Source organism: Nocardiopsis sp. L17-MgMaSL7 (genome assembly GCF_003182025.1).
Classification (GTDB): Bacteria; Actinomycetota; Actinomycetes; order Streptosporangiales; family Streptosporangiaceae; genus Nocardiopsis; species Nocardiopsis prasina.
Window position 1 is genome coordinate 144,103 of record NZ_QGTF01000005.1, and the last position, 24,563, is coordinate 168,665.

The 24,563-nt window shown below is 69.7% G+C and carries 17 protein-coding genes, 1 pseudogene and 1 riboswitch; of the genes and pseudogenes, 6 read left to right on the forward strand and 12 right to left on the reverse strand.

Going from position 1 to position 24,563, the window contains the following annotated elements; translation table 11 throughout:
- Window position 1: 1 nt before the first annotated feature.
- The 3 genes from BDW27_RS10555 to BDW27_RS10565 form a co-directional block, all read right to left on the reverse strand.
- A complete protein-coding gene (locus BDW27_RS10555; protein WP_017546005.1) occupies window positions 2-643 on the reverse strand; it encodes an ECF transporter S component in 642 nt (213 codons plus the stop codon).
- A gap of 83 nt (window positions 644-726) precedes the next feature.
- Window positions 727-834: riboswitch (TPP riboswitch) on the reverse strand.
- 181 nt (window positions 835-1,015) lie between these two features.
- The gene (locus BDW27_RS10560) at window positions 1,016-1,903 is read right to left on the reverse strand and encodes a glycoside hydrolase family 19 protein (protein ID WP_110049179.1); all 888 of its coding nucleotides are present in this window, start codon (window positions 1,901-1,903) and stop codon (window positions 1,016-1,018) included.
- A gap of 213 nt (window positions 1,904-2,116) precedes the next feature.
- Complete coding sequence (locus BDW27_RS10565) at window positions 2,117-4,294, reverse strand: transglycosylase domain-containing protein (protein WP_110049180.1); 2,178 nt, start codon at window positions 4,292-4,294, stop codon at window positions 2,117-2,119.
- Between the two features lie 743 nt (window positions 4,295-5,037).
- Here BDW27_RS10565 and BDW27_RS10570 point away from each other — a divergent pair.
- From BDW27_RS10570 to BDW27_RS10595, 5 genes are all read left to right on the forward strand, one after another.
- Window positions 5,038-7,005: an alpha-1,4-glucan--maltose-1-phosphate maltosyltransferase gene (locus BDW27_RS10570; RefSeq protein ID WP_110049181.1), complete on the forward strand. Its 1,968-nt coding sequence runs from the start codon at window positions 5,038-5,040 to the stop codon at window positions 7,003-7,005.
- Window positions 7,006-7,109: 104 nt separating this feature from the next.
- Window positions 7,110-9,023: a maltose alpha-D-glucosyltransferase gene (gene treS / locus BDW27_RS10575; protein WP_110049182.1), complete on the forward strand. Its 1,914-nt coding sequence runs from the start codon at window positions 7,110-7,112 to the stop codon at window positions 9,021-9,023.
- 1 nt (window position 9,024) lies between these two features.
- On the forward strand, window positions 9,025-10,404 hold the full coding sequence (locus tag BDW27_RS10580) for a phosphotransferase (RefSeq protein ID WP_110049183.1): 1,380 nt from the start codon (window positions 9,025-9,027) through the stop codon (window positions 10,402-10,404).
- A 455-nt stretch (window positions 10,405-10,859) separates the two neighbouring features.
- A complete protein-coding gene (glgB, locus tag BDW27_RS10590) occupies window positions 10,860-13,004 on the forward strand; it encodes a 1,4-alpha-glucan branching protein GlgB (protein WP_394341356.1) in 2,145 nt (714 codons plus the stop codon).
- A 260-nt stretch (window positions 13,005-13,264) separates the two neighbouring features.
- Complete coding sequence (locus BDW27_RS10595; protein WP_110049186.1) at window positions 13,265-14,698, forward strand: APC family permease; 1,434 nt, start codon at window positions 13,265-13,267, stop codon at window positions 14,696-14,698.
- Window positions 14,699-15,027: 329 nt separating this feature from the next.
- Here BDW27_RS10595 and BDW27_RS10600 read toward each other — a convergent pair whose 3' ends face one another.
- The 6 genes from BDW27_RS10600 to rpsB form a co-directional block, all read right to left on the reverse strand.
- On the reverse strand, window positions 15,028-16,209 hold the full coding sequence (locus BDW27_RS10600) for a pyridoxal phosphate-dependent aminotransferase (protein WP_017545996.1): 1,182 nt from the start codon (window positions 16,207-16,209) through the stop codon (window positions 15,028-15,030).
- A 117-nt stretch (window positions 16,210-16,326) separates the two neighbouring features.
- Entirely contained in the window at window positions 16,327-17,280 is a 954-nt protein-coding gene (locus BDW27_RS10605; RefSeq protein ID WP_110049187.1) for a phosphatidate cytidylyltransferase, read from the reverse strand.
- Window positions 17,281-17,283: 3 nt separating this feature from the next.
- Window positions 17,284-17,841, reverse strand: a complete 558-nt coding sequence (gene frr / locus BDW27_RS10610; RefSeq protein WP_017545994.1) for a ribosome recycling factor — start codon at window positions 17,839-17,841, stop codon at window positions 17,284-17,286.
- Window positions 17,842-17,906: 65 nt separating this feature from the next.
- Window positions 17,907-18,650 carry a UMP kinase gene (gene pyrH / locus BDW27_RS10615; RefSeq protein ID WP_040694415.1) on the reverse strand — a complete coding sequence of 248 codons (744 nt, stop codon included), beginning with the start codon at window positions 18,648-18,650 and terminating at the stop codon, window positions 17,907-17,909.
- A gap of 224 nt (window positions 18,651-18,874) precedes the next feature.
- Window positions 18,875-19,711, reverse strand: coding sequence for a translation elongation factor Ts (gene tsf / locus BDW27_RS10620; RefSeq protein WP_017545992.1), 837 nt, complete (start codon window positions 19,709-19,711; stop codon window positions 18,875-18,877).
- 132 nt (window positions 19,712-19,843) lie between these two features.
- Window positions 19,844-20,806, reverse strand: coding sequence for a 30S ribosomal protein S2 (gene rpsB, locus BDW27_RS10625; RefSeq protein ID WP_110049188.1), 963 nt, complete (start codon window positions 20,804-20,806; stop codon window positions 19,844-19,846).
- Between the two features lie 351 nt (window positions 20,807-21,157).
- Between rpsB and BDW27_RS28145 the strand changes: the two are divergent.
- Window positions 21,158-21,553: pseudogene (locus BDW27_RS28145) on the forward strand (peptidoglycan DD-metalloendopeptidase family protein); the annotation flags it as partial.
- Between the two features lie 465 nt (window positions 21,554-22,018).
- Here BDW27_RS28145 and BDW27_RS10635 read toward each other — a convergent pair.
- The 3 genes from BDW27_RS10635 to BDW27_RS10645 form a co-directional block, all read right to left on the reverse strand.
- Complete coding sequence (locus tag BDW27_RS10635; protein WP_110049189.1) at window positions 22,019-22,915, reverse strand: tyrosine recombinase XerC; 897 nt, start codon at window positions 22,913-22,915, stop codon at window positions 22,019-22,021.
- The gene (locus BDW27_RS10640) at window positions 22,912-23,271 is read right to left on the reverse strand and encodes a RidA family protein (protein ID WP_110049190.1); all 360 of its coding nucleotides are present in this window, start codon (window positions 23,269-23,271) and stop codon (window positions 22,912-22,914) included. The genes BDW27_RS10635 and BDW27_RS10640 overlap by 4 nt, the downstream gene beginning before the upstream one ends.
- A gap of 203 nt (window positions 23,272-23,474) precedes the next feature.
- A complete protein-coding gene (locus tag BDW27_RS10645; RefSeq protein WP_026129502.1) occupies window positions 23,475-24,197 on the reverse strand; it encodes an AfsR/SARP family transcriptional regulator in 723 nt (240 codons plus the stop codon).
- Window positions 24,198-24,563: the final 366 nt, after the last annotated feature.

Below are 24,563 nucleotides of genomic sequence, written 5' to 3' on the forward strand. Positions count from 1 at the left end.
GTCAGCCCCTGGCCGAGGGGAAGGGGGCCAGCGCACCGGCCCGGGCCAGCGCGGTGGTGAGCAGCCGGGCGCCCACGCCCGCGATGGCAGCCGCACTGAGGACCACGATCACCCCGTAGGTGAGCTGGTACTCGATCGGCCAGGTGACGTTGTAGGCGATGTTGTCCCGGATGGCCGGGGAGAGCCCGGCGACGGCGGCGGCGAGCACGGCCACGCCCATGTTCCAGCGCCGGTAGGCGAAGGCGAGGAAGACCAGCTCGGGCAGCAGCCCCTGGAGGGCGCCGTCGAGGACGACCATGATCCCCCACTGGGTGCCCAGCACGGCCGAGACGGAGGCGGCCGCGATCGAGGTGAGCAGGGCCGCGCCGGGCTTGCGGATGATGAGGCCGCCGAGCACGCCGGAGATCAGCCACATGCCGTAGACGACGGCCTGCCCGGGCGGGAAGGCGACGAACAGCGGTGTGGTGACCGACCAGACGATGTTCCACAGCCAGAAGACGACGCCGACCGCGACGCCGATCACTGCGGCCACGACGATGTCGACGGTGCGCCAGCTCCGGAACTTCGCCAGGACCTCCTGGACGGTGCCCGTGGGCCGGGCGGCGGTTCCGGGACCGGTCTCACGGCCGCTTTCGGTACTCATGGTGGTTGATGTCCCTTCGTCGGGGTGACGAGGGCCCATGTGGCCAAGAGCGCCAGCCGGGCGCGCGCACGCGCACGCCTCGGTGGCGGTTTCCTATGACTTCCTTCGCTGGCATGACCCAGATCAGGTGTGTAAGGGTCTGCGGCCGGGTGCCGCACTCTCAGCGCTCACGCGCTCCCCTGTCGGATTGCCTCCATTATGGGGCAAACGTGACGAGTGGTGAAGACCTTCCCTCCTGTGGGACGCGAACGCACCGGCGCCGGACAGGCCGCGGAGGGTCCGGGAACGCCGGAGCGGGGGCGCGCCCGACGGTGGTCGCCGGTCGCACCCCCGCTCGGGGTGCCGTCACGGGTGCCTGGACGCACCCGGGAATCAGCAGCTCAGGTTCGACCCCGTGGTGGTGCCGAGGATCTGGGTGAAGTGCGTGAACGTGTTGATACGGCTCTGCACCTGTCCCGGGTTGCCGCCGTTGCACTCGATCGAGCCGTTGATGGAGCGGATCGACTCGCCGAAGCCGTGACCGTCGACGATGGCGGTGTGCCCCGACATCGTTCCGGCGCCGGGCTGGGTGTTCCAGAACCAGAGGCCGGTCCGCCAGGCGATCGCGGCGTCCTGCTCGACCAGGTAGGGGTTGTTCAGCAGGTCGATGCCGAGGGCGTCACCGGCGGCCTTGTAGTTGTAGTTCCAGCTCAGCTGGATCGGGCCCTTGCCGTAGTAGGCGGACTGTCCGGCCGGGCAGCCGAAGGGCTGGCTCCAGTCGCAGTAGTGCGGGTAGTTGGCCTCGTTGGTCTCCTTGATGTGCACCAGTCCACCGGTCTCGTGGCTGACGTTGGCGAGGAACGCGGCCGCCTCCCGCCGCTGCACCTCGACGCTTCCCGTGTTGGTGAAGCCCGGGTACGAGCTCAGGGCGGCGGTGAGGCCGGCGTAGGTGTAGAAGGGGTTCCGGTTCGGGAACATCTGGTTGAACTGGGCCTCGCTGACCACGAAGTCACTGGGGCCGGGCTGCTCCCCGCCTCCGTCGGTGCCGCAGGGACCCTGGTCGGACCAGACGTCCGAGGCGCCGGGACGTTCGTTCTGCGTCCACCACTTGGCGGTGTAGTTGCGGCCTTCGAAGGAGACCTGGCCGCCGCCGGTGTAGACGGCGGAGGAGCTCCAGGCGGTCGCGCAGGTGGCGGCCTGCGCGACCGTCGCGGGGAGGGTAACGAGCACAGCCGCGATCGCGCCCAGCGCGGCGAGCTGACTCAGGAGACGTCGGATCACGTGATCACACTCCTAGGGTGCGGCGCTGCGTCCGACCGCGCGCCGCAGGGGGTGACGTCACCTAAGCAAGGGTGGTCTAGACCTGTCAAGATCCCCAACCACGGATTGTGAGAACACGATGACGGCGGGGCCCGCCACACGGGTCCGCGCCCCGGTCGAGTGATCGCCGTTCCCGCACGACCACCGGACCGGGGCGCGGACCCCCGGACGCCCCTAGGCCTCCTCGTCGCCGTCGTCGCCGTCGTCGTCGCTGTCGTCGCCCCTCTGCTCCGCCGGTTCCGTCTTCGGGTCCCCGAAGCTGCCGGGCGAGCCCGCGAAACTGTCGGAGGGCAGGTGATCGGTGGCGCCGCGCATGCTCTCCTGCCAGATCGGACCGGGCAGGGTGCCGCCGTAGACGATCCCGTAGTAGCGGCCGCCGATCGTCACGCTCTGGAGCGGGTTCTGCTCGCCGCCGCGCACGTCACCCACAACCACGGCGGAGGCGAGGTTCGGGGTGTACCCGGCGAACCAGGCGTAGGCGGCCCCGTCCGTGGTGCCGGTCTTGCCCGCGGCCGGCCGGCCGATGTCCAGTCCCTTGGCGGTGCCCCCGTCGAAGGTCTGCTGGAGCAGGTGGTTCACTCCGTCGGCGGCGTCCTGCTTGACCGTCCGCTCGCACTCGGAGGTGGTCTTGAGCTGCTCGCCGGTGCCCTCCTCGGTCACCGAGCGCACCGGGCGGGGCTCGCAGTACTCACCGCGTGCGGCGAAGGTCGCGTAGGAGGCGGCCACATTCAGCGGGGACACCTCCTGGTCGCCCAGGGTGAACGAGCTCCACACCCCGAGGTCTCCGCCGTCCGCACGGTGCACCCCGGCTTTCTCCGCCATCTCCGAGGTCTCGCACAGGCCCACGCGCTTCTGGAGCTGGGCGAAGTAGGTGTTCACCGACCCCTTGGTCGCGCTGATCATGTTGTGGCTGCCGTCGTCGCTCTCACCGGCGTTGCGCACGTTCCACGCGGACATCCTGGTGCCGTCACAGCCGGACATCCCGCTGACGGACATGCTCTTGGGCGAGGAGAAGCTGGTCCCGTAGCCCAGGCCCTTCTCCAGCGCCGCGGCCAGCGTGTACGTCTTGAAGGTGGACCCGGCCTGGTAACCAGAGGAGCCGCCGTCGGCCTGGTCCACGGCGAGGTTGAGGGAGGTCGTGCCCACCGCCTCGTCGTCGAACCCGTACTTCAGGTTCTGGGCCAGGGCGCGCACCCGGCCGGAGCCGGGTTCGATCATCGCCTGGGCCGCGAACTTGGTGGAGTCCTTGTGCGGGACGCGCTTTTCGATGGCCTTCTCCGCGGCGTCCTGCGCGGCCGCGTCGAGTGTCGTCCGCACGGTCAGCCCGCCCTGGACGATGCGCTGTTCGCGCTCTTCGGCGGTGCCGCCGATCAGGTCCGAGTTCCGCAGCCAGCGCATGGTGTAGTCGCAGAAGAACGGGTAGTCGCTCTCCGCGCAACTGCCTCCGCGCGGCGTGGAGTCGATGCCCAGCCCCCGCTCCTTGTGGGCCTCGGCCTCCTTGGCGTCGAGCACGTCGGTGGCCACCATGCGGTCCAGCACGACGTTGCGGCGTTCGAGCGCGCCCTCGGGGTTGTTCAGCGGGTCGTAGAACGAGGGAGCGCGCACCAGACCGGCCAGCATGGCCGCCTGCCCGGGGTCGAGGTCCGCGGCGGGGATCGAGAAGTAGCGCTGCGCGGCGATCTCGACACCGTGCGCGCCTCCACCGAAGTAGGACAGGTTCAGGTACCCCTCCAGGATCTCGTCCTTGGTGAGACGTTCCTCGACGTCGATGGCGTAGCGCAGTTCGGTGAGCTTGCGGCCCAGGTTCTGCGCGCTGGCGCCCTCGACGTCCTCCTCCGTGTCCGCGGTCTCGATGAGGAGGTTCTTCACGTACTGCTGGGTGATGGTCGAACCGCCCTGCGTGTCGCCCTGGGCGGTGCGCGCGGCGGCGCGGATCACGCCGCGCAGGTCCAGGCCCTTGTGTTCGTAGAAACGGTCGTCCTCGATGGCCATGAGGGCCGTGCCCACCCACGGGCTGATGTCGTCGAGGCCCACCACGCGGCGTTCGCGTTCGGAGACCTCGGCGAAGGGGGTTCCGTCGTCGGCGGTGAGCAGGACGCGGGAGGACAGGCTGGGTACGTCCAGGTCACCGGGCAGGGACATGAACCCGGCCGCCGCGTCACGGGCGACCAGTCCGACACCGCCCACCCAGGGCATGACCAGGGCCGCTGACAACAGCCCGGCGACGACCCCGAGCCCGGACAGCCTGAGCAGCGCCTCACGCCGGTCCTGCGGCTGGTCGTGCTTCAGGAACCCCCGGAACGCCTCCAGGAACGGATCCAGGAACGCACCACCCCGGTTCGACTCCGTCACGTCGCCCCCCTACGGCCGTGTGCTGTCCGCGCGCCACGCGACACGAACACTGCGACGCCCACACTCGCAGCCGGCATGCAAAGGGAAGTCCGTCAAATCAGGCGTGTTAGCGAAAACCTTCCTCAAACCACGGCAAAGCCGTGCAGATCGTGCATGCCGCGCGAGTCCGGATGGATCGTCTGTAAACCATCGAACCTTTTGCTGACGCCAGGACGGATCGACCGCCGATACCGGATCGGCGAGTGACAGGACACCCGAATACGGGGCGAACGTTTCCCGAGGGACTGATCGGACTCGCGGGGATGCCCGGAATCCAGCTCTCCCGCCCATCCGAGTATTTGAACAGCCCTACCCATCCCAGCCTCTTCGCCAACATGCGACCTGATTTTTCCGAATTTTCATGAAGCGGAATACGAAAACAACCACAGAGACACCTGAATCGCTTGGTGACCTATGCCCGCATTGCGAGGTTCGCCAAGGTGAAACGCGGCAAATACCAGGTCTTGGCGCCCTCGCCTAGAGTGACGAGGATCACATTAATTCTGCGGCCTCGCCACTCTGCCAAACCCCACTAGAGGGCCGACGATAGACAGCGGAGGGCACCGAAGCCGCAATCCGGACAGTTTCCGATCCGAGCTTTCGTTAACTCCGTATTTCCATGGATGAACTCCCGGTTATTTACGCACGGACACTTGTCCGTGCCATCCCATAACGCCCGAACCACGACAATTACGGTGTAGCCAGTGATCGGACGACTGCCCATCCTCGACATCTCTCCAGACAACGAGCTCGGCCCCGTGAAAGCCGTTCCCGGTGAGCGTTTCACCGTGTCCGCCACCGTCATCCGTGAGGGCCACGACTCCCTCGCCGCGGGCGTGGTCCTCCACTCCCCCAAGGGCCGCCGGGAGGCGCTGGTCCCCATGCGCGAGCGGGACCGCGGAACCGACCGGTACGAGGCCGAGATCAGCCTGCCCAGCGAGGGGCACTGGTCGTTCTCGGTCGAGTCGTGGACCGACCCGTTCACCACCTGGCTCCACGTGGCGCGGGTGAAGCTCCCCCTGGGCACCGACACCGAACTGGTCCTGGAGGAGGGCGCGCGCCTCCTGGCACGCGCCGGCCGGCGCACCCCCCGCACACCCGCCCTGACCGCCGCCGCCAAAGTACTGCGCGACACCTCCCGTTCCCCCATGGAGCGCTTCGGGGCCGCCGTCACCGGCGAGGTCCTCGCGAGGATGGAGCGCGCCCCCCTGCGCGAACTCGTCACCCGTTCCAAGCGCACCAAGGTGACCGTCCACCGCGAACGCGCCCTCTTCGGCTCCTGGTACGAGTTCTTCCCCCGCTCGGAGGGCGCGCAGGTCGACGCCGGGCCCGGCAGGGAGGTCTCCGGCACCTTCGCCACCGCCGCCAAGCGCCTGCCCGCCATCGCCGACATGGGCTTCGACGTCGTCTACCTGCCGCCGATCCACCCCGTCGGCGAGGCCCACCGCAAGGGCCGCAACAACACCCTCCGGCCCGGACCGGGCGACCCCGGATCGGTGTGGGCGATCGGTTCCGCCGACGGCGGCCACGACGCCGTCCACCCCGACCTCGGCACCCTCGCCGACTTCGACGCCTTCGTGGCAGAGGCCCGCGAGCACGACCTGGAGATCGCCCTCGACCTGGCCCTCCAGTGCTCCCCCGACCACCCCTGGGTGACCGAGCACCCCGAGTGGTTCAGCACACGCGCGGACGGGTCCATCGCCTACGCCGAGAACCCGCCGAAGAAGTACCAGGACATCTATCCGCTCTGCTTCGACCACGACTTCGAGGGCCTCTACAAGGAGTGCCTGCGCGTGGTCCGGCACTGGATCGACCACGGCGTGCGGATCTTCCGCGTCGACAACCCGCACACCAAACCCGTCGCCTTCTGGGAGCGGCTGCTCGCCGACGTCGCCAGGCGCGACCCGGACGTGCTCTTCCTCGCCGAGGCCTTCACCCGCCCCGCCATGATGCGCACCCTGGCCAAAGTGGGTTTCCACCAGTCGTACACCTACTTCACCTGGCGCAACGGCAAGGACGAGCTCACCGACTACCTCACCGAGCTCAGCCGGGAGACCGCGCACTACCTGCGCCCGAACCTGTTCACCAACACCCCGGACATCCTCAACGCCTACCTCCAGGAGGGCGGGCGCCCCGCCTTCGAGGTCCGCGCGGTCCTCGCCGCCCTGCTCTCCCCCACCTGGGGTGTCTACTCGGGCTTCGAGCTGTGCGAGAACACCCCCGCCGCCCCGGGCAGCGAGGAGTACCTGGACTCGGAGAAGTTCCAGTACCGTCCCCGCGACTGGGCCGCCGCCGACGCCTCCGGGGACACCATCGCCCCGCTGATCACCCGGCTGAACGTGCTGCGCCGGACCCACCCCGCCCTGCGCGAGCTGCGGAACCTGCGCTTCCACCACGTGGACCGGCCCGAACTGGTGTGTTTCTCCAAGCACCGGCCCGGCGCCCCCGGTGAGCCCGACGACGTCGTGATCGCCGTCGTCAACCTCGACCCGCACCACGCCCGCGAGGCAACGGTGCACCTGGACCTGCCGTCGATCGGCCGCACGTGGGAGGAGGACCTCAGGGTGACCGACGAGCTGACCGGACGCGCCTACACCTGGCGGGCGAACAACTACGTCCGCCTTGACCCCGCGACCGGACCCGCGCACGTGTTCACCGTCCACGGCAGATGACGGGCCCTGGCGAGGCGGGCGGCCACCCGAACCGGGTGCCGTCCCCTCCATCGTGCGAAAAGCCTGTTGATCCGACGTCGAACATTCTTGGTGGGGAGCAGTAGATGAGCAACGACGAGCCCGGACCCGTCGCCCACGAGCACGCCGAACACGGTCCGCTCGCCCCGGCCACCGGGGCCGCCACCGGCCCGCTCATGTCCACCGGCGGCACCAGTGATCCCCACTGGTTCAAGCACGCCGTCTTCTACGAGGTACTCGCTCGCGGGTTCTTCGACTCCAACGGCGACGGCACCGGTGACCTCACCGGGCTCGTGCGGAAGCTGGACTACCTCCAGTGGCTGGGCATCGACTGCGTCTGGCTGCTGCCGATGTACGAGTCTCCGCTGCGTGACGGCGGGTACGACATCTCGGACTACTTCAAGATCCTCCCCGAGTTCGGCAACACAGCCGACTTCGTGGAGCTCCTGGACGAGGCGCACCGCCGCGGCATCCGGGTCATCACCGACCTGGTCATGAACCACACGAGCGACCAGCACCCGTGGTTCAGGGCCTCGCGGGAGGACCCCGACGGCCCCTACGGCGACTTCTACGTGTGGTCGGACACCGACGACCTCTACGACGAGGCGCGGATCATCTTCGTCGACACCGAGACCTCCAACTGGACCTACGACGAGGTGCGCGGCCAGTACTACTGGCACCGCTTCTTCTCCCACCAGCCGGACCTCAACTTCGAGAACCCGGCGGTGCAGGAGGCGATCCTGGAGGTCCTGCGCTACTGGCTGGACCTGGGCATCGACGGGTTCCGCCTGGACGCCGTGCCGTACCTGTACGAGCGCGAGGGCACCAACTGCGAGAACCTCAAGGAGACCCACGAGTTCCTCAAGCGGGTGCGCGCCGAGGTGGACCGCCTGTACCCGGACCGGGTGCTGCTGAGCGAGGCCAACCAGTGGCCGTCGGAGGTCGTCGACTACTTCGGCGACTTCGAGTCCGGCGGCGACGAGTGCCACATGAACTTCCACTTCCCGCTGATGCCGCGCATGTTCATGGCGGTGCGGCAGGAGCAGCGGTTCCCGATCTCGGAGATCCTCGCCCAGACCCCCGAGATCCCCCGCAACTGCCAGTGGGCGATCTTCCTGCGCAACCACGACGAGCTGACCCTGGAGATGGTCACCGACGAGGAGCGCGACTACATGTACTCCGAGTACGCCAAGGAACCCCGCATGCGCGCGAACGTGGGGATCCGCCGGCGGCTCGCTCCCCTCCTGGACAACGACCGCAACCAGATCGAGCTGTTCACCGCGCTGCTGCTGTCCCTGCCCGGATCGCCGGTCCTGTACTACGGCGACGAGATCGGGATGGGCGACAACATCTGGTTGGGCGACCGCGACGCCGTCCGCACGCCCATGCAGTGGAACTCCGACCGCAACGCCGGGTTCTCCCGGGGCGACCCCGCCCGCCTGTACCTCCCGCTGATCATGGACCCGGTCTACGGCTACCAGGCGATCAACGTGGAGTCCCAGCGCGAGAACCCGGGATCGCTGCTGAACTGGACGCGCCGGATGATCCAGATCCGCAAGCGCCACCCCGTGTTCGGCACCGGGGAGTTCACCGAGCTGAACGCCACCAACCCCAGCGTGCTGGCGTTCATCCGGGAGCACGGCGACGACCGCATGCTGTGCGTGAACAACCTGTCCCGGCACCCGCAGCCCGTGGAGCTGGACCTCTCCCGCTACGCGGGGGTCAGGCCCGTCGAGTGCGTGGGCGGGGTGAGCTTCCCCGAGATCGGTGAGCTTCCGTACCTGCTCACCCTCCCCGGCCACGGCTTCTACTGGTTCCAGCTCCCGGCCGAGCGCACCGCCGAGCCGGGTTCCGAGACCCGCGAGGGCGCCGCAACCTACGGCCTGCCCTCGGCCGGGGTCAGCGCCCGGGACGCCTTCGACACCGGCCACCGCACGTCCACCACAGTGTCCGGCTCCCGACCCGGGGACGGTGGCGGGAAGGGACACGGTCCTTACTGAGATGTCGCAGCTAGAAGAACTCCTGGCGGTCTGGCTTCCCCGGCAACGATGGTTCTCCGGCAAGGGGATACCGATCCAGCGGGTCCGGATCGAGAGCAGGTACACCCTGGTCTCGGCCGGTCCCGGCGGACCTGATCTGAACGTTCTCGTCGTGCAGGCGGGGCAGCGCGGCCTCAGCTCCCGCTACCAGGTGCTGCTCGGCTCCCGACCGCCCCGGTCCCTGCCTCCCGACCTGGCCCGCGCGGCCATCGGCGTGTGCCAGGTCTCGGGCAGCCGTCCCCGCGTGGTGTACGACGCCGCGCACGACCCGCAGCTCACCGCGCTGCTGCTGGAACGGTTCACCGGCGGCGGCGACAGGGACCGGCGCGGCCGGGTGCGCTTCCGTACCCTGCCTGGAACCACCGTGGAGGCCCTCGGTCCGGGGCGTCTGCTCACCGGCGAGCAGTCCAACACCTCGCTGGTGTACGGGCGGGACTACGTCCTCAAGACCTTCCGGAGACTCTGGCCGGGACGTAACCCGGATCTGGAGCTGAACGTGGCGTTGTCGGGCTCGCCGTATGTGGCGCGCCCGTGCGGGTGGATCGAGGCGGACCTGTCCGGCCACTCGGCACCGACCACGCTCGCCCTGCTCCAGACCTTCGTCCCGGACGCCCAGGATGGATGGGTGATGGCCACGGCCAACGTCCGCACGCTGCTCGACGGTGCGGACGCCGACTTCAGTGAGGAGTCCGCACGACTGGGGCACACCACCGCCAAGGTGCACAGTTCCCTGGCCACGGCGCTGCCCACCGACGTGCTGTCGCCGAGCGCGGCGAGCGAGCTCGCCGACACCATGGTGGAACGCCTGGCCATGGCCAGCGCGGAGGTTCCCGAACTGGCCGAGCACGCGCCCCGGGTGATGGAGGCCTACGCCGACCTCGCACGGTTGGACCAGCCGCTGCCGATCCAGCGCGTCCACGGCGACTACCACCTGGGGCAGGTCATCCGGCCCGAGTCCGGGTGGGTGCTGCTGGACTTCGAGGGCGAGCCGACCGTGCCTGTGCGCGAACGCCAACGGTTGTCCAGTCCGTTGCGGGACGTGGCCGGGATGCTGCGCTCCTTCGACTACGCGGCCGGGTTCCTGCTGGTCGAACAGGACGACGACCCCGACCTCGCGTGGGCCGCGCGTGACTGGGCGCGGCGCAACCGGGAGGCCTTCTGCCGGGGCTACGCCGACGGGGGCGGCGCCGATCCGGACAAGCACCTCACCGTGCTGCGGGCCTTCGAGTTCGACAAGGCCGTCTACGAGGTCCTGTACGAGGCCCGCAACCGGCCCAACTGGCTCCGGGTCCCACTGGAGTCCATCGCCACTGCCGCCGGGGCGCCACGGGTGCCCGGCTGATTCCCAGGGGCGGCCGCCGTTCACGAACGGCGGCCGCCCCGTTCGCCGTTCCGGCCCACCGCTTCACCGCCTCCCGCCATCCGACCACCACGAGTCATCACGGAGTCGAATTGTCACCGCGCACGACCAGGAAGTCCGCGACAGCCGACGAGCAGCCGAAGGAGGCGCCGAAGAAGGCCGCCGCCGGGAGCACGGCGGCGAAAGGTACGGGGTCCAAGGGCACGAAGGCGAAGGCGCCGGCCGCGAAGAAGGAGTCCGCGTCCAAGGAGACGGCGGAGCGGAAGGCGACGCCGAAGCAGGCCGCCGCCAAGAGCACCGCCGCCGGGAACGCCGCGTCCAAGGCCGCCACCGTCAAGAGGGCCGCGAGCAGGCCGGGGGCGGGGACCGCCGCCGGGACCGCAGCGAAGAAGCCCGCAGCCAAGCGGCCCCGCAAGCCCGCCGGGATCTCCTCGGAGCTGGCCGCCGAGCTGGACCGGGTCGTGGACGGCTGGCACCACGACCCGCACTCCGTCCTCGGCCTGCACGACCGTGACCTGCGGGTCCTGCGCCCCGGAGCGGTCGAGGTGGACGCCGTCCTGCCGGACAACACCAGGATCGGGCTCACCCACCGCCACCGGGGCGTCTTCACAGCCCGGCTTCCCGCCCGCACCGCCGACTACCGGATCGCCGTGCGCTACGAGGAGGGCGGCCCCGAACTGGTGCAGGCCGACGCCCACCGGGTGGGGCCCACCCTGGGCGAACTCGACCTGCACCTGATCGGTGAGGGTCGGCACGAGGAGCTGTGGCGGGCGCTCGGTGCGCACACGACCACCGTCGAGAGCCCCATGGGAGAGATCCCCGGCACGCGCTTCGCGGTCTGGGCGCCCGACGCCCGCGGCGTGCGGGTGATCGGTGACTTCAACTACTGGAGCGGGATCGCGCACCCCATGCGCAGCCTGGGCGCCAACGGCGTGTGGGAGCTGTTCGTGCCCGGCATGGGCGACGGCGACCTGTACAAGTTCCAGGTCCTGGGCTCCGACGGACACTGGCGGGACAAGGCCGACCCCATGGCGCGGCGCACCCAGGTGCCCCCGGCCACGGCGTCGGTGGTCACCACCTCCGAGCACGTGTGGTCCGACGAGCAGTGGATGGCCGAGCGCAAGGGCGCGGAGCCGCACCGCTCGCCGATGAGCGTCTACGAGGTGCACCTGGGCTCCTGGCGGCCCGGCCTGGGCTACCGGGAGCTGGCCGAGCAGCTGGTGGAGTACGTCGTCGACCTCGGCTTCACCCATGTGGAGTTCCTGCCGGTGGCGGGGCACCCCTTCGACGGTTCTTGGGGCTACCAGGTCACGTCGTACTACGCGCCGACGCCGCGATTCGGCAGCCCGGACGAGTTCCGGCACCTGGTGGACTCCCTGCACCGGGCCGGGGTCGGGGTTCTCCTGGACTGGGTGCCCGCGCACTTCCCCAAGGACGAGTGGGCGCTGGCCCGGTTCGACGGGACGGCCCTGTACGAGCACCCGGACCCGCGGCGCGGGGAGCACCCCGACTGGGGAACCCTCATCTTCAACTACGGACGCACCGAGGTGCGCAACTTCCTCGTCGCCAACGCCCTGTACTGGCTGGAGGAGTTCCATATCGACGGCCTCCGGGTGGACGCCGTGGCCTCGATGATCTACCTCGACTACTCGCGGGACTCCGGGCAGTGGGAGCCCAACGCCTTCGGCGGCCGGGAGAACCTGGAGGCGATCGACTTCCTCAAGGAGCTCAACACCACCGTCTACCGGCGCAACCCGAACGTGGCGATGATCGCGGAGGAGTCCACCGCGTACACGGGGGTGACCCAGCCGGTGGACATGGGCGGTCTCGGGTTCGGGCTGAAGTGGAACATGGGCTGGATGCACGACTCCCTGGAGTACGTGAAGAAGGAGCCGATCCACCGCGAGTACCACCACGACGACATCACGTTCTCGATGGTCTACGCGTACAGCGAGAACTACGTGCTGCCGCTGTCCCACGACGAGGTCGTGCACGGCAAGCAGGCGCTCTTCAACAAGCCGCCCGGTGACGAGTGGCAGCGCGCCGCGACGCTGCGGGCGCTGCTGTCGTTCATGTGGTCGCACCCGGGCAAGCAACTGCTCTTCATGGGCGGCGAGATCGCCCAGGGGGACGAGTGGTCGCACGAGGAGGGCGTGCCGTGGTGGCTGCTCCAGTTCGAGCACCACGCGGGGGCCCAGAGGCTGGTCAGGGCACTCAACAAGGCCTATCGACCGCGTCCGGCGCTGTGGTCGCTGGACACCGACCCGGCCGGGTTCCGCTGGCTCGACGGGGGTGACCGCCAGGGCAACACGCTCAGCTACCTGCGCCACGGCGAGGACGGCTCGGTGCTCGCGTGCGCGGTGAACTTCTCGCCCGTGCCCCGCCCGAACTGGCGGGTGGGCCTGCCCTCCGAGGGCCGCTGGACGTCGGTGCTCAACTCCGACGACCCGCGCTTCGGGGGTTCCGGCCACGAGGCGCCGACGTCCGTCGAGACCCAGGCCCAGGAATGGCACGGTCAGCCGTTCTCCGCCGAGATCACGCTGCCGCCGCTGGCCGCCGTCTGGTTCGAACCGGAGCGCTGACCCGAACCCGGCCCCGGGGAGTTGTCCACAGGCGACGCCCCGGGGCTTTCGCTCGCCCCGGATTCCGGTTCTACTGGAAACCGGCCCCCTCCCCACACCCACGAGCACCAAAGATCCCGTCAACCCACCACCAGCCACTCTGTACAACCCCGGCAGCGCACCTGGCCAGCACGGCACTTCTCCTCGGGGCGCCCGCGTGTTCTCTTGTCCCCCACACGTGTGTCCCCCGACACAGGCACGACCCGTTGGGAGCCCCCTCCATGTCCAACACAAGTCCGGGTTTCGTCAAGGTCCTGGGAAGGACCGACGTCCTGGCCCTGGCCTTCGGAGCGATGATCGGCTTCGGCTGGATCGTCCTCACCGGCGACTTCGTCGACGCGGCTGGCAGCGGTGGCGCCGCCCTCGCCTTCGTCATCGGCGGCGTCGTGATGGCCTTCGTCGGCCTCACCTACGCCGAGCTGGTCTCCGCCATGCCGCACGCGGGCGGAGAACACCACTACGCCATGCGCGCCATCGGCCCCAAGGGCGCCTTCGTCGCCTCGTGGGCCATGGTGCTGGGCTACGTCTCGGTGGTCGCCTTCGAGGCGGTCGCCGTCCCGCAGACCCTCGTCTACCTGTTCCCGAACATCGAGGTCGGCCACCTGTGGACGATCGCCGGATACGACGTCCACGCCAGCCTGGTGGCCATCGGCGTCCTGAGCGCCGTGGCCATGACGGCGCTCAACTACGTCGGGATCCGCCCTGCCAGTGTCTTCCAGGGCGTCACCGTCCTGTTCCTGCTGGCGGCAGGCGCGGCGATGCTCACCGGCGCCTTCGTGGGCGGGTCCTCCGCGAACATGGAGCCCCTGTTCACCGGCGGGGTGTCCGGGATGTTCGTGGTGCTGGTCGCGGTCCCGTTCCTGTTCGTGGGCTTCGACGTCATCCCGCAGTCGGCCTCGGAGATCAGGCTGCCCTATCGTCTGGTCGGATCACTCCTGGTGGTCTCGGTCTTCTGCGCCACCGCCTGGTACGTGATGGTGATGCTGACCGCCGGCGCCGGGCTGCCCTCCTCGGACCTCCTGGGCTCCGAGCTCGCCTCGGCCGACTCCATGGCCGCCATGTGGGACAGCGCCGCCATGGGCAACCTCCTGGTCCTGGGCGGTGTGGCCGGTCTGCTCACCAGCTGGAACGCCTTCCTCATCGGTGGCAGCCGCCTCATCTACGCGATGGCCCGTTCGAGGATGCTCCCCTCGTGGTTCGGTGAGCTCCACCCGCGCTTCCGGACCCCCGCCAACGCGGTGCTGTTCATCGGCGCGCTCTCGGTCCTGGCCCCGCTCTTCGGCCGCCCGATGCTGGTGTGGCTGGTCAACGCGGGCGGCCTCAACATCGTGATCGCCTACCTGATGGTGATCGTGTGCTTCCTGGTACTGCGTCGCCGTGAACCGGAGATGGAGCGGCCGTTCAGGGTCCGCGCGGGCACCCCGGTGGGCGTCACCGCCTTCGTCCTGGCGTTCGGCCTTTTCCTGCTCTACCTGCCCGGCATGCCCGCGGCGCTGAGCTGGCCCAACGAGTGGGGCATGGTCCTGGCCTGGTGGCTCGGCGGAGCCGCGCTCATGTGGCGCCTGCCCCGCGTCAGTCCGGGCCCGAACGCCGAGGAGCGCCTCATCGACCTCATGGACTCCCGGGACACGAGACGGAGAACCCCCGCGCCCTGAGAACCGCCCGGGCGGGCCGCGGCTCCTGGGGCCACCACCCGTCCTCGCGGCCGGTGCGCCCACGACCCGCAGGCGGCCACGGGCGCCGTCGTCGCGCTGGCGGACGCGGGCAACCGGCACGCGGCCGACCACGAGCCCTGGACCCTCGACCGCGCCGAGCGGTTCGGGGACGCCCCCACCTGGGCGAACTCGTGGAGACCTGCGGGGAACTCGCCCGGGTGCTGGGCCCCTGGCCTGCCCGACGCCGACGCCTCAGCGCGCGGCTGGCCGGGGGCCTCGACCCCCTGCCCTCGGCCAGCCCGGTCTCACGCGGGCCCGACTGACCGGACTCAGTTCACCCACCCGTGCCAGGAGGCCAGTCGGCGGACCGCCTCGTCCAGCACCTCGTCCTTCTTGCAGAAGGCGAAGCGCAGCAGGTGCCGCCCCTCGTCCTCGCGGTCGTAGAACACCTTGGCGGGGACCGCCGCAACCCCAGCCTGACGGGGTAGGGCCCGGGCGACGTCCACGCCGTCCAGGAATCCGAGCGGACGGATGTCCGTCATCAGGAAGTAGGTGCCCTCGCAGACGTTCACTTCGAACCCCGCCCGGGTCAGACCCTCCGCGAGCCGGTCCCGCTTGTTCTGGAGCCCGAGCCGCTGCTGCTCGATCCACTCCCCCTCGTTGTCCAGGGCGTCGGCGATGGCCAGCTGGAGCGCGCCGTTGGCGGAGAAGGTGAGGAACTGGTTGACCGTGCGCACCGCGCGCACCAGGGGTTCCGGGCCCGTGACCCAGCCGGTCTTCCACGCGGTGACGGCGAACGTCTTGCCCACCGAGGAGATCGACAGGGTCCGCTCGCGCATGCCCGGAAGCGTGGCCAGCGGCACGTGCTCGCGGTCGTCGAAGGTGAGGAACTCGTACACCTCGTCGGTGACCGCGATCAGGTCGTGCTCGCGGCACACCCCGGCGATCACCTCCAGCTCGGCGGGTGTGAAGACCGTCCCGGTGGGGTTGTGCGGGGAGTTCACCATGATCAGCCGGGTCCGCGGGGTCACCGCCGCCCGGAGCTCGGCCGGGTCGAAGGTGAAGCGTCCGCTCTCCGGGTCGCAGCGCAGCGTGACGGGGCGGCGCACCCCTCCGGCGAGTGAGATGGTCGCCGGGTAGGAGTCGTACATCGGCTCGAAGACGATCACCTCGTCCCCGGGCTCCACCAAGGCCAGCATGGACGCGGCGATCCCCGCGGTCGCGCCGACGGTCACGTACACCTCGGTGTCCGGGTCGAACTCCAGGCCGTAGTGGCGGGAACGGTAGCGGCTCACCGCCTGGCGCAGCTCCGGGCGGCCCGGTCCCGGCGGGTACTGGTTCACCCCCGCCATGATGTTGCGGGAGGCCCCCTCCAGGAGGGAGCGCGGCCCGTCGGTGTCGGGGAAACCCTGTCCGAGGTTAACGGACTCGGTCTCCACGGCCAGGCGCGTCATCTCGGCGAAGATCGTCTCACCGTACTCGCGCATGCGTTCGATCAGAGGTTCATCCACCCGTCGAGCGTATCCACCCCGACCCGCTCCGGCATCCCCGGGCACGACGAAGGCCCCCGGTCTCGTCGCGCCCAGTCGATCGCTGGGTGCCACGAGGTCGGGGGCCCGACCCGTCGTCTACGGCAGGAGCAGACTCAGCACGATCCAGACCACGGGACCCGCGATGAGCAGCGAGTCGATACGGTCCATCAGTCCGCCGTGGCCCGGCATGAACCGGCCCATGTCCTTGACCCCGAGGTCGCGCTTGAAGAGCGACTCGATGAGGTCGCCGACCGTGGCGGCCAGCACCACGGCCAGGCCGAGGACCACGCCGACCCACCAGGGGCCGCCCAGCATCAGGGTCACGCACAGCGCGCCCGCCACCGCGCAGCCCACCACGGAGCCGCCGAAACCCTCCCAGGTCTTGTTCGGGCTGATCACCGGGGCCATCTTGTGCCGACCCAGCAGGATCCCGGCGAAGTACCCGCCGATGTCGCTGGAGATCGTCACCACGATGAACACCACGAGCCGGTACTGCCCGTCCTCGGGATGCGCGATGAGCAGCATCCACGTGGCCAGCAGGAACGGCAGGTACACCAGGACGAACAGGTTCGCCGACGCGTCGGCGACGAACCCCTCCGCTCCTCCTCTCAGCCGCCAGACCAGGCAGGAGATCGCCGTGAGGGCGGCGATGCCCACCAGCCAGTCCGCGCCGCCGAAGTAGGCTCCGGCCTGCATGGCCACGCCGCCCACGGCCAACGGGGCCACGGCCAGGGTCATGCCCTTGCCGCCGAAGGCCCGGTTGAGCTCGCGCAGGCCGATCAGCACCCCGAGCGAGGTGATGATCGTGAACAGCTGCGGCCAGGGGAAGACCGAGAAGAAGACGAGCGCGCCCAGGGCGCACCCGCTGGCGATGGCCACCGGGAGGTTGCGACCGGTCCTGACCGGTCCGCCCCCCGGTTTGTGCAGCACGAAGCGCTGCCCGGCGGCCGTGTCCGAGGAGGGGTCGTCCGCCCCGGACGGGGGAATGTCGTCGGGTCTGTGCTCCGGTGAGTGGTCATCGCCTCCGGAACCCTTGGAAGGTGTGCTCACCGGCTAAACCTCGAGAAGATCAGATTCCTTGTGCTTCAACAGCTCGTCGATGGCGGCGACGTACTTCTGGGAGAGCTCGTCCAGCTCGGCCTGGGCGCGGTGCGCCTCGTCCTCACCGAGGTCACCGGCCTTGACCGCCTTCTCGAAGCTGTCCTTGGCGCGACGGCGCACGTTGCGGATCGAGATCTTGCTGTCCTCGGCCTTGGTGCGCGCGACCTTCACGTACTCCTTGCGGCGCTCCTCGGACAGGTCCGGGAACACCACGCGGATGACCTGGCCGTCGTCGGAGGGGTTGACGCCGAGGTCGCTGTTGCGGATCGCGTTGATGATGTCGGTGCGCGAGTTCACGTCGAACGGGGAGATGACGACCATCCGCGGCTCGGGAACCGAGAAGGACGCCAGCTGGTTGATCGGCGTGCGGGCACCGTAGTAGTCGACGGTGATCTTGTTGAAGGTGGCCGGGGTGGGGCGGCCGGTCCGGATCGTGGCGAAGTCCTCCTTCGCGACGACCACGGCCTTCTCCATCTTCTCCTCGGCCTCAAGGAGGGTTTCTTCGGTCATTGTGGCGCTCCCGGGTTCTCGGCTGGGTGTTCGTGGCTTGGGGTCGCGGCCGGACCGTCCGCTCTCTAGGCGGAGACGGGGCCGACGATGGTGCCGATCTTCTCACCGCGGACGGCGCGCAGGATGTTGCCCTGGCTCATGAGGTCGAACACGACGATGGGCAGCCCGTTGTCCATGCACAGGCTGACGGCCGTGGCGTCCATGACCTTGAGGCCGCGGGTGAGGACCTCGTTGTAGTTGAGCTTGTCGAACTTGACCGCGTCCGGGTTGCGCTGCGGGTCGGAGTCGTAGACCCCGTCGACCTGGGTGCCCTTGAGGACCGCCTGGGCACCGATCTCCAGCGCGCGCTGAGCGGCGGTGGTGTCGGTGGAGAAGAACGGCGCACCGAGACCGGCACCGAAGATGACCACGCGGCCCTTCTCCAGGTGGCGGATGGCGCGACGCGGAATGTAGGCCTCGGCGACCTGGCTCATGTGGATCGCGGTCTGTACGCGGGTGTCCACGCCCAGGCGCTCCAGGAAGTCCTGGAGGGCGAGGCAGTTGATGACGGTGCCGAGCATCCCCATGTAGTCGGCGCGACCGCGCTCGATCCCGCCCTCGGTGAGCTGCGCGCCGCGGAACATGTTGCCGCCGCCGACGACGACGGCGACCTGGATGCCCTCGGAGACGGCTTCGGCGATGGACTCCGCCACGTACTGGACGACCTCGGGCTCGATGCCGAGACCGCCACCGCCCGCGAAAGCCTCCCCCGACAGCTTGAGCATCACACGTTTCCAACCGGAATCGTGCATGGCGGGTTCGGTGGTCATCGCTTCGTTCTCCGACACGGCCTGCGGCCTCCCTTGTTCTCCCCGAGTGGCACAGGGTCCCCCGAGTGCTCCTGCTGCGGGCGGCGGGGGCTCACGACGCCCCAAATCCGCCCATATCCACCAAAAGGTGCCGGGGAGAGAAGTCTCCCCGGCACCTCCATCATGTCAAAACCCCAGGGTGTGTGCGGTGGACGCCTTCTCGGAACGATCCACCGAACAACTCCCTAGGCCTGGCCGACCTTGAAGCGCACGAAACGCTTGACGGTGACTCCGGCCTCGTCGACGATCTTCTGGACCGTCTTCTTGTTCTCCTTGACGAACGGCTGGCCTAGCAGCGTCACGTCCTTGAAGTAACCGTTGAGGCGGCCCTCCACGATCTTCGGGATCGCCTGCTCGGGCTTGCCCTCCTCGCGGGTGGTCTCCTCGGCGATGCGGCGCTCGTTGGCGACGACCTCGGCGGGGACCTCGTCCTTGCTGACGTACTGCGGCGCCAGCGCGGCGATCTGCTGGGCGAGGTCCTTGCCGACCTCTTCGTCCTGCTTGTCCAGCTCGACCAGGACGCCCATGCTCGGGGGCAGGTCCGGGTCGGACTTGTGCAGGTAGCTCGCGACGTAGGCGCCGTCGAACTTGGCGATGCGGCGGAACTCGAGCTTCTCGCCGATGATCGCGCTCTTGCCCTCGATGTAGGCCTGGAGGCTCTTGCCCGGCTCGATCTCGGCGGCGGCGATGGCGGCGATGTCGTCGCCGTCCTGGGCGGCGACGAAGTCGGCGACCTCGTTGGCGAGCTCGATGAAGCCGGCGTTCTTGGCGACGAAGTCGGTCTCGCAGTTGAGCTCGATGAGGGTGGCCTTACCCTCGCTCTCCTGCTTGAGGACGACCATGCCCTGGGCGGCGGTGCGGTCCGCGCGCTTGTCGACGGACTTGGCGCCCTTGATGCGCAGGGCCTCGACGGCCTTGTCGTAGTCGCCGTCGGCCTCGGTCAGGGCCTTCTTGCAGTCCATCATGCCGGCGCCGGTCGCGTCGCGCAGCTTCTTGACGTCCGCGGCGGTGAAGTTCGCCATGACTGTTCTCGGATTCCCTTGAGTGAAGTCTGATCTGGAAGTGGAGCGACCCGGGTGAGCACCGCGCGGGCCGCCCCGCCCGGAAGGGCGAGGCGGCGCGCGGGAAACGGTGTCCCCGGAAGGGGCCGCTGACTACTCGGCGGTCTTGTCCTCGGCGGGGGTCTCGACCGGAGCCTCGGCGGGGGCCTGCTCGGGGGCGTCCACCGGGGAGTCCTCGGAGGTGGCCTCGGCCGGAGCCTCGGCGGCGACCTCGTCGGCCGGAGCGACGGTCGGGGTCTCGGCGGGGGCCTGCTCGGCGGCGGCCTCGGCGGCAGCCGTCTCGCTCTTGCCCTCGAGGAGCTCGCGCTCCCACTCGGCCAGGGGCTCCTCGGCGGCCTTCTCCTCGGTCGCGCCGGAGGCACCGGAGCGGACCAGGAGACCGTCGGCGACGGCGTCGGCGACGACGCGGGTGAGGAGACTGACGCTGCGGATGGCGTCGTCGTTACCCGGGATCGGGTAGTCGACCTCGTCCGGGTCGCAGTTGGTGTCGAGGATGGCGACGACCGGGATGTTCAGCTTGCGAGCCTCGCTGATCGCGATGTGCTCCTTCTTGGTGTCCACGATCCACACGGCGCTGGGCACGCGGGACATGTCGCGGATACCACCGAGGGTGCGCTCCAGCTTGTCCTTCTCACGGCGAAGGTTGAGCAGCTCCTTCTTGGTGAGGGCGGAGCCGGCGACGTCGTCGAAGTCGATCTCCTCCAGCTCCTTGAGGCGCTGGAGCCGCTTGTGCACGGTGGAGAAGTTGGTGAGCATGCCGCCCAGCCAGCGCTGGTTGACGAACGGCATGCCGACGCGGCGAGCCTGCTCGTCGATGGCCTCCTGCGCCTGCTTCTTCGTGCCGACGAACAGGATGGTGCCACCGTGGGCGACCGTCTGCTTGACGAACTCGTAGGCGCGGTCGATGTACGCCAGCGACTTCTGGAGGTCGATGATGTAGATGCCGTTGCGCTCAGTGAAGATGAAGCGCTTCATCTTGGGGTTCCAGCGACGGGTCTGGTGCCCGAAGTGGACGCCGCTCTCCAGGAGCTGGCGAATCGTCACGACTGTGGCCATGACCTGGTCCTCCTTGCGGTGGCGGAGGAGTGCTCCGCCGTCGGTTGATCCTGACGCCCCGGCCGTACCGCCACCCCGCCGAAACGGTGTGGACCGTGGGTGCGACCCCTCCCTGAGGAGGCGTGTGGGCGTGCGTATTGTTGGTTGGTCCAGCGGACCACGGATGATTCTATCCTCCGTGGGACACACCCCGGAACAGCTCCGTGCCCAGGCAGATCAGTGGGTGAGCGGAGCTCCGCCACGGGCGGTTCCGGGGAGGCCGTTGGGGAGTGCGGACGGGTCTCGGAACGGGTTGTCCACAGATCCGGATCGGCGGTGGCGGAGTCCGGCCCCGTGGCGCACGCTGGAGGCATGAGCCCTCGCCGTGTCTGGCACCTCCTGCTGTCGCTCTCGCTCCTGTTCCTTCCGGTCCTCTCGCACCGCACCACGGCTCCCACGACCTTCGCCGTGTCCTCGTGGCGTTGGCCGGTGGACCCCCCGGCCGAGGTCCTGCGGGGGTTCGACCCGCCCGAACAACCCTGGCTGCCCGGCCACCGGGGCGTGGACCTGGCCGCCGAGCCTGGGGAGTCGATCCACCCGGCGGGTCCGGGGCGGGTCCACTTCGCCGGTCGGATCGCGGGCGTGGGAGTGGTGAGCGTCTCCCACGGGGACCTGCGCACCACCTACCAACCGGTGGACGCCTCCGTCGCCCGGGGCGACCCGGTGGGCGACCGGCCCCTGGGAACCCTGTCCACCGAGCCCCGGCACTGCCCCGACCGCCACTGCCTCCACTGGGGCCTGATCCGTGGCTCCGCCTACCTGGACCCGCTGAGCCTCCTGGGGCGCGGGGAGGTGCGCCTCCTCCCCCTGTACAGCACGGCGCCGATCGGGTCGGACACGACGAGCGGCCGGGCCGACGTCCCGGTCCGGGGGACGAGTGCCCGCCGGTCCCGGCCGTCCCGGACCGGCCACCGGCACCGCGTGCCCGGAGACCGTCACGAGGCGCGGACCCGGCCCCCGTCCGGGCCGCCGCGGGCAGGGGCCGCGGCGGGCAGAGGTGGGTCCCCGTCCGCTCGGGCGCTGGGGGTGGCTGCTGCGGGAGAGGGGCCGCACCCCTTCGCCGGACCGGTGCCCGGCAGGACCAGGCGCGGGGATGCGCCTGCTGATAGGCGGAGCGCAGACGCTCCACGGAGACAGGGCCGTGCCCCTTCGCCGGGTCGGTGCCCGGCGGAGTCAGGCGCGGGGGTGGGCCTGCTGATAGGCGGAGCGCAGGCGCTCCACGGAGACGTGGGTGTAGATCTGCGTGCTGCGCGGGCTGGAGTGGCCGAGGAACTCCTGGACGCTGCGCAGATCGGCTCCGCCGTTGAGGAGGTGGGTGGCGGCGCTGTGCCGCAGTCCGTGCGGACCGGAGTCCACCCCGGCGGCGCGCAGGTGGGCGTGGACGTCCTCGCGGGCCTGGCGGACACCCAGGCGTCCGCCCCGGGCCCCGAGGAAGAGGGCTCCGACGGGCGCCCCTGAGGCGAACTCCGGACGGCCCCGGGCGGTCCAGGCGTCGACGGCGTCCAGGGCCGGGGCTCCCACCGGAACCGTGCGCTCCTTGTCGCCCTTGCCCAGGACCCGGACGGTGTCGCGGGAGCGGTCGAGGTCGGTGATGTCCAGGGCGCAGAGCTCGGCGACCCGGATGCCCGTGGCGTAGAGCAGTTCCACCACCGCGTGGCGGCGCAGTTCCACCGGGGTCGTCGGGGTGGGGCCCTCCAGGGCGGTCGCGGCCTGCTCCTCGTCCAGGACCGTGGGGAGGCCGCGCTGTTGGCGTGGGGTGGAAAGACGGGGGCCCGGGTCGGTGGCCAGGATCCCCTCGCGGTGCAGGTAGCGGGTGAGGGCGCGGACCGCCGCCACCCGTCTGGCGATGGTGGACCGGCTGGCCCCGGCCGCGCGGGCACGGGAGAGCCAGGCACGGACCAGGGGGACGTCGAGGTCTGCCGGGGTGCGGCCGCGCGCGTCGAGGTCCTCGACGAGGGAGGTGAGGTCGGCGAGGTAGCCGCGCACGGTGTGCGGGGACCGGCCCAGTTCGCCGGACAGGTGCGCGGCGAAGCGCTCCAGGAGCACGGCGGCGGGTTCGGGGGCGGTCAAGCGCGCTCCCGGGGCAGGCAGGCGACGGCGTCGATCTCCACGTGGAAGCGCGGGTCCACCAGTCCGCTCACCTCGACCAGCGTGGCCGCGGGCCGGTGCTCTCCGGGCAGGGAGTCCAGGAGCGCGGAGCGGAACTCGTCGAGGTCGGTGATGTGCCGGAGGTAGTAGGTCAGCTTCACCACGTGCGTCAGGTCGGCTCCGTGCCTGGCAAGGACGGCCTCCATGTTGCGGAAGATCTGCCGGGTCTGTCCGCCCGCGTCTCCCGCGACGTCACCGTCGGGAGCCACCGGGGTCTGTCCGGAGACGAAGAGGAGCGGGCCGTCGGCAAACAGGGCGTCACTGTACGTTCTGGCCATGGTCGAACCGTACCCAGGCCCGGGCGGCGGTACCCCTTGGGGGCCTCGGGCCGCACGGGTTCGCGTTCCCGGGCCCGAGCTCGACCGCGACCGGGCCACGGAGTCCGTCGCGGAGTCGGACCCGTGCCCCGTCGCGTCATGGTGTGTGGCCGGTCAGGTCCGTAATCGGAGGTGGTCCGGGACACCCCTCCGAAGGGACCCGCCTAGGCGGCGCTCGGTTCCCACTGCGTGTCCAGCTCGTCGGCGGTGATGCGCAGGAGCTGGCCGTCGGCCCGCAGGATCGCCTCGTGGAGTCGTCGCAGGGGCATGGTGGGTTCCACTCCGAGCTCCTGGGCGAGCCGGAGGCGGGTTCCCCGGTAGATCCCCAGTGCCTCGGCCTGTCGGCCCGATCTGTACAGCGCGAGCATCAACAGGGCGAGCAGCCTCTCCCGGTACGGGTGGGCGGTGGTGAGCTCGGTCAGCTCGGGGACCAGACGGGCGTGGTGTCCCCGGTCCAGATCGATCTCGATCCGTTCCTGGTTGGTCAACAGCCTGAGTTCCTCCAGACGCCGAATCTCGTTCGCCACCACTCCGCTGTTGGGAATATCCGAATAGGGTCTTCCCCTCCACAGCGCCATCGCGTGGCAGTACATTTCGGAGGCCTGCTGGAGATCACTGCGACCGCGCGCCCTGCGGGCGAGGGCGACGGTCGTCTCGAACCTCTTCGCGTCAACCTCCGCGCTACACAAAACCATGCGGTAACCCGGACCGTCCCTAACCAGACGGCCGCTGTCGTCCAGCACCTTCCTCAGCCGGTGAACGTACACCTGTAGGGTGCTCCGGGCCCCGTCCGGAGGCGCCCCTTCCCAGAGAGCTTCCGCCAGTTCGTCCAGCGAGAGCCGGTGCCCGCCCTGACTCAGCAGTACGGCCAACAGACGGCGCAACATGGGGGCCCTGAGCACAACCGGAACTCCGTCCCGATAAATGACCAGTGGACCCAGAATCCCGAACTCAATCACGTCGCCTCCTGTTCGGGAAGTGCTCTACCCATCTCCGTGCGTCCGGAACGGGCCAGCTTTATCACTACTTTACGTGGCAAATCATTGCCGGCGGTCACCTTCAGCACGTGATGAAAGTAGGTCGAAAGACCTGTTCGGCGCAACTGGACAGTAATCGAGGTGTAAGTGACTTACCGCATGCTGGGTCCAGCGTCGACTGAAGCCTGCCAAGAAAGAGCGAGATGAACTCTGACGGGCGACCCCCCGCTCCACCGGGATCTTCGGGAGCCTCGCCCCTGTGGCTTCCGATGACCT

Bases quoted from the DNA above. Each gene is read 5' to 3' on its own strand.
- BDW27_RS10580 (WP_110049183.1), top strand. From the start codon at position 9,025: ATGTCGCAGCTAGAAGAACTCCTGGCGGTCTGGCTTCCCCGGCAACGA.
- BDW27_RS10595 (WP_110049186.1), top strand. From the start codon at position 13,265: ATGTCCAACACAAGTCCGGGTTTCGTCAAGGTCCTGGGAAGGACCGAC.
- rpsB (WP_110049188.1), bottom strand. From the start codon at position 20,806: ATGGCCACAGTCGTGACGATTCGCCAGCTCCTGGAGAGCGGCGTCCAC.
- BDW27_RS10555 (WP_017546005.1), bottom strand. From the start codon at position 643: ATGAGTACCGAAAGCGGCCGTGAGACCGGTCCCGGAACCGCCGCCCGG.
- treS (WP_110049182.1), top strand. From the start codon at position 7,110: ATGAGCAACGACGAGCCCGGACCCGTCGCCCACGAGCACGCCGAACAC.
- tsf (WP_017545992.1), bottom strand. From the start codon at position 19,711: ATGGCGAACTTCACCGCCGCGGACGTCAAGAAGCTGCGCGACGCGACC.
- frr (WP_017545994.1), bottom strand. From the start codon at position 17,841: ATGACCGAAGAAACCCTCCTTGAGGCCGAGGAGAAGATGGAGAAGGCC.
- BDW27_RS10645 (WP_026129502.1), bottom strand. From the start codon at position 24,197: ATGTTGCGCCGTCTGTTGGCCGTACTGCTGAGTCAGGGCGGGCACCGG.
- pyrH (WP_040694415.1), bottom strand. From the start codon at position 18,650: ATGACCACCGAACCCGCCATGCACGATTCCGGTTGGAAACGTGTGATG.
- BDW27_RS10640 (WP_110049190.1), bottom strand. From the start codon at position 23,271: ATGGCCAGAACGTACAGTGACGCCCTGTTTGCCGACGGCCCGCTCCTC.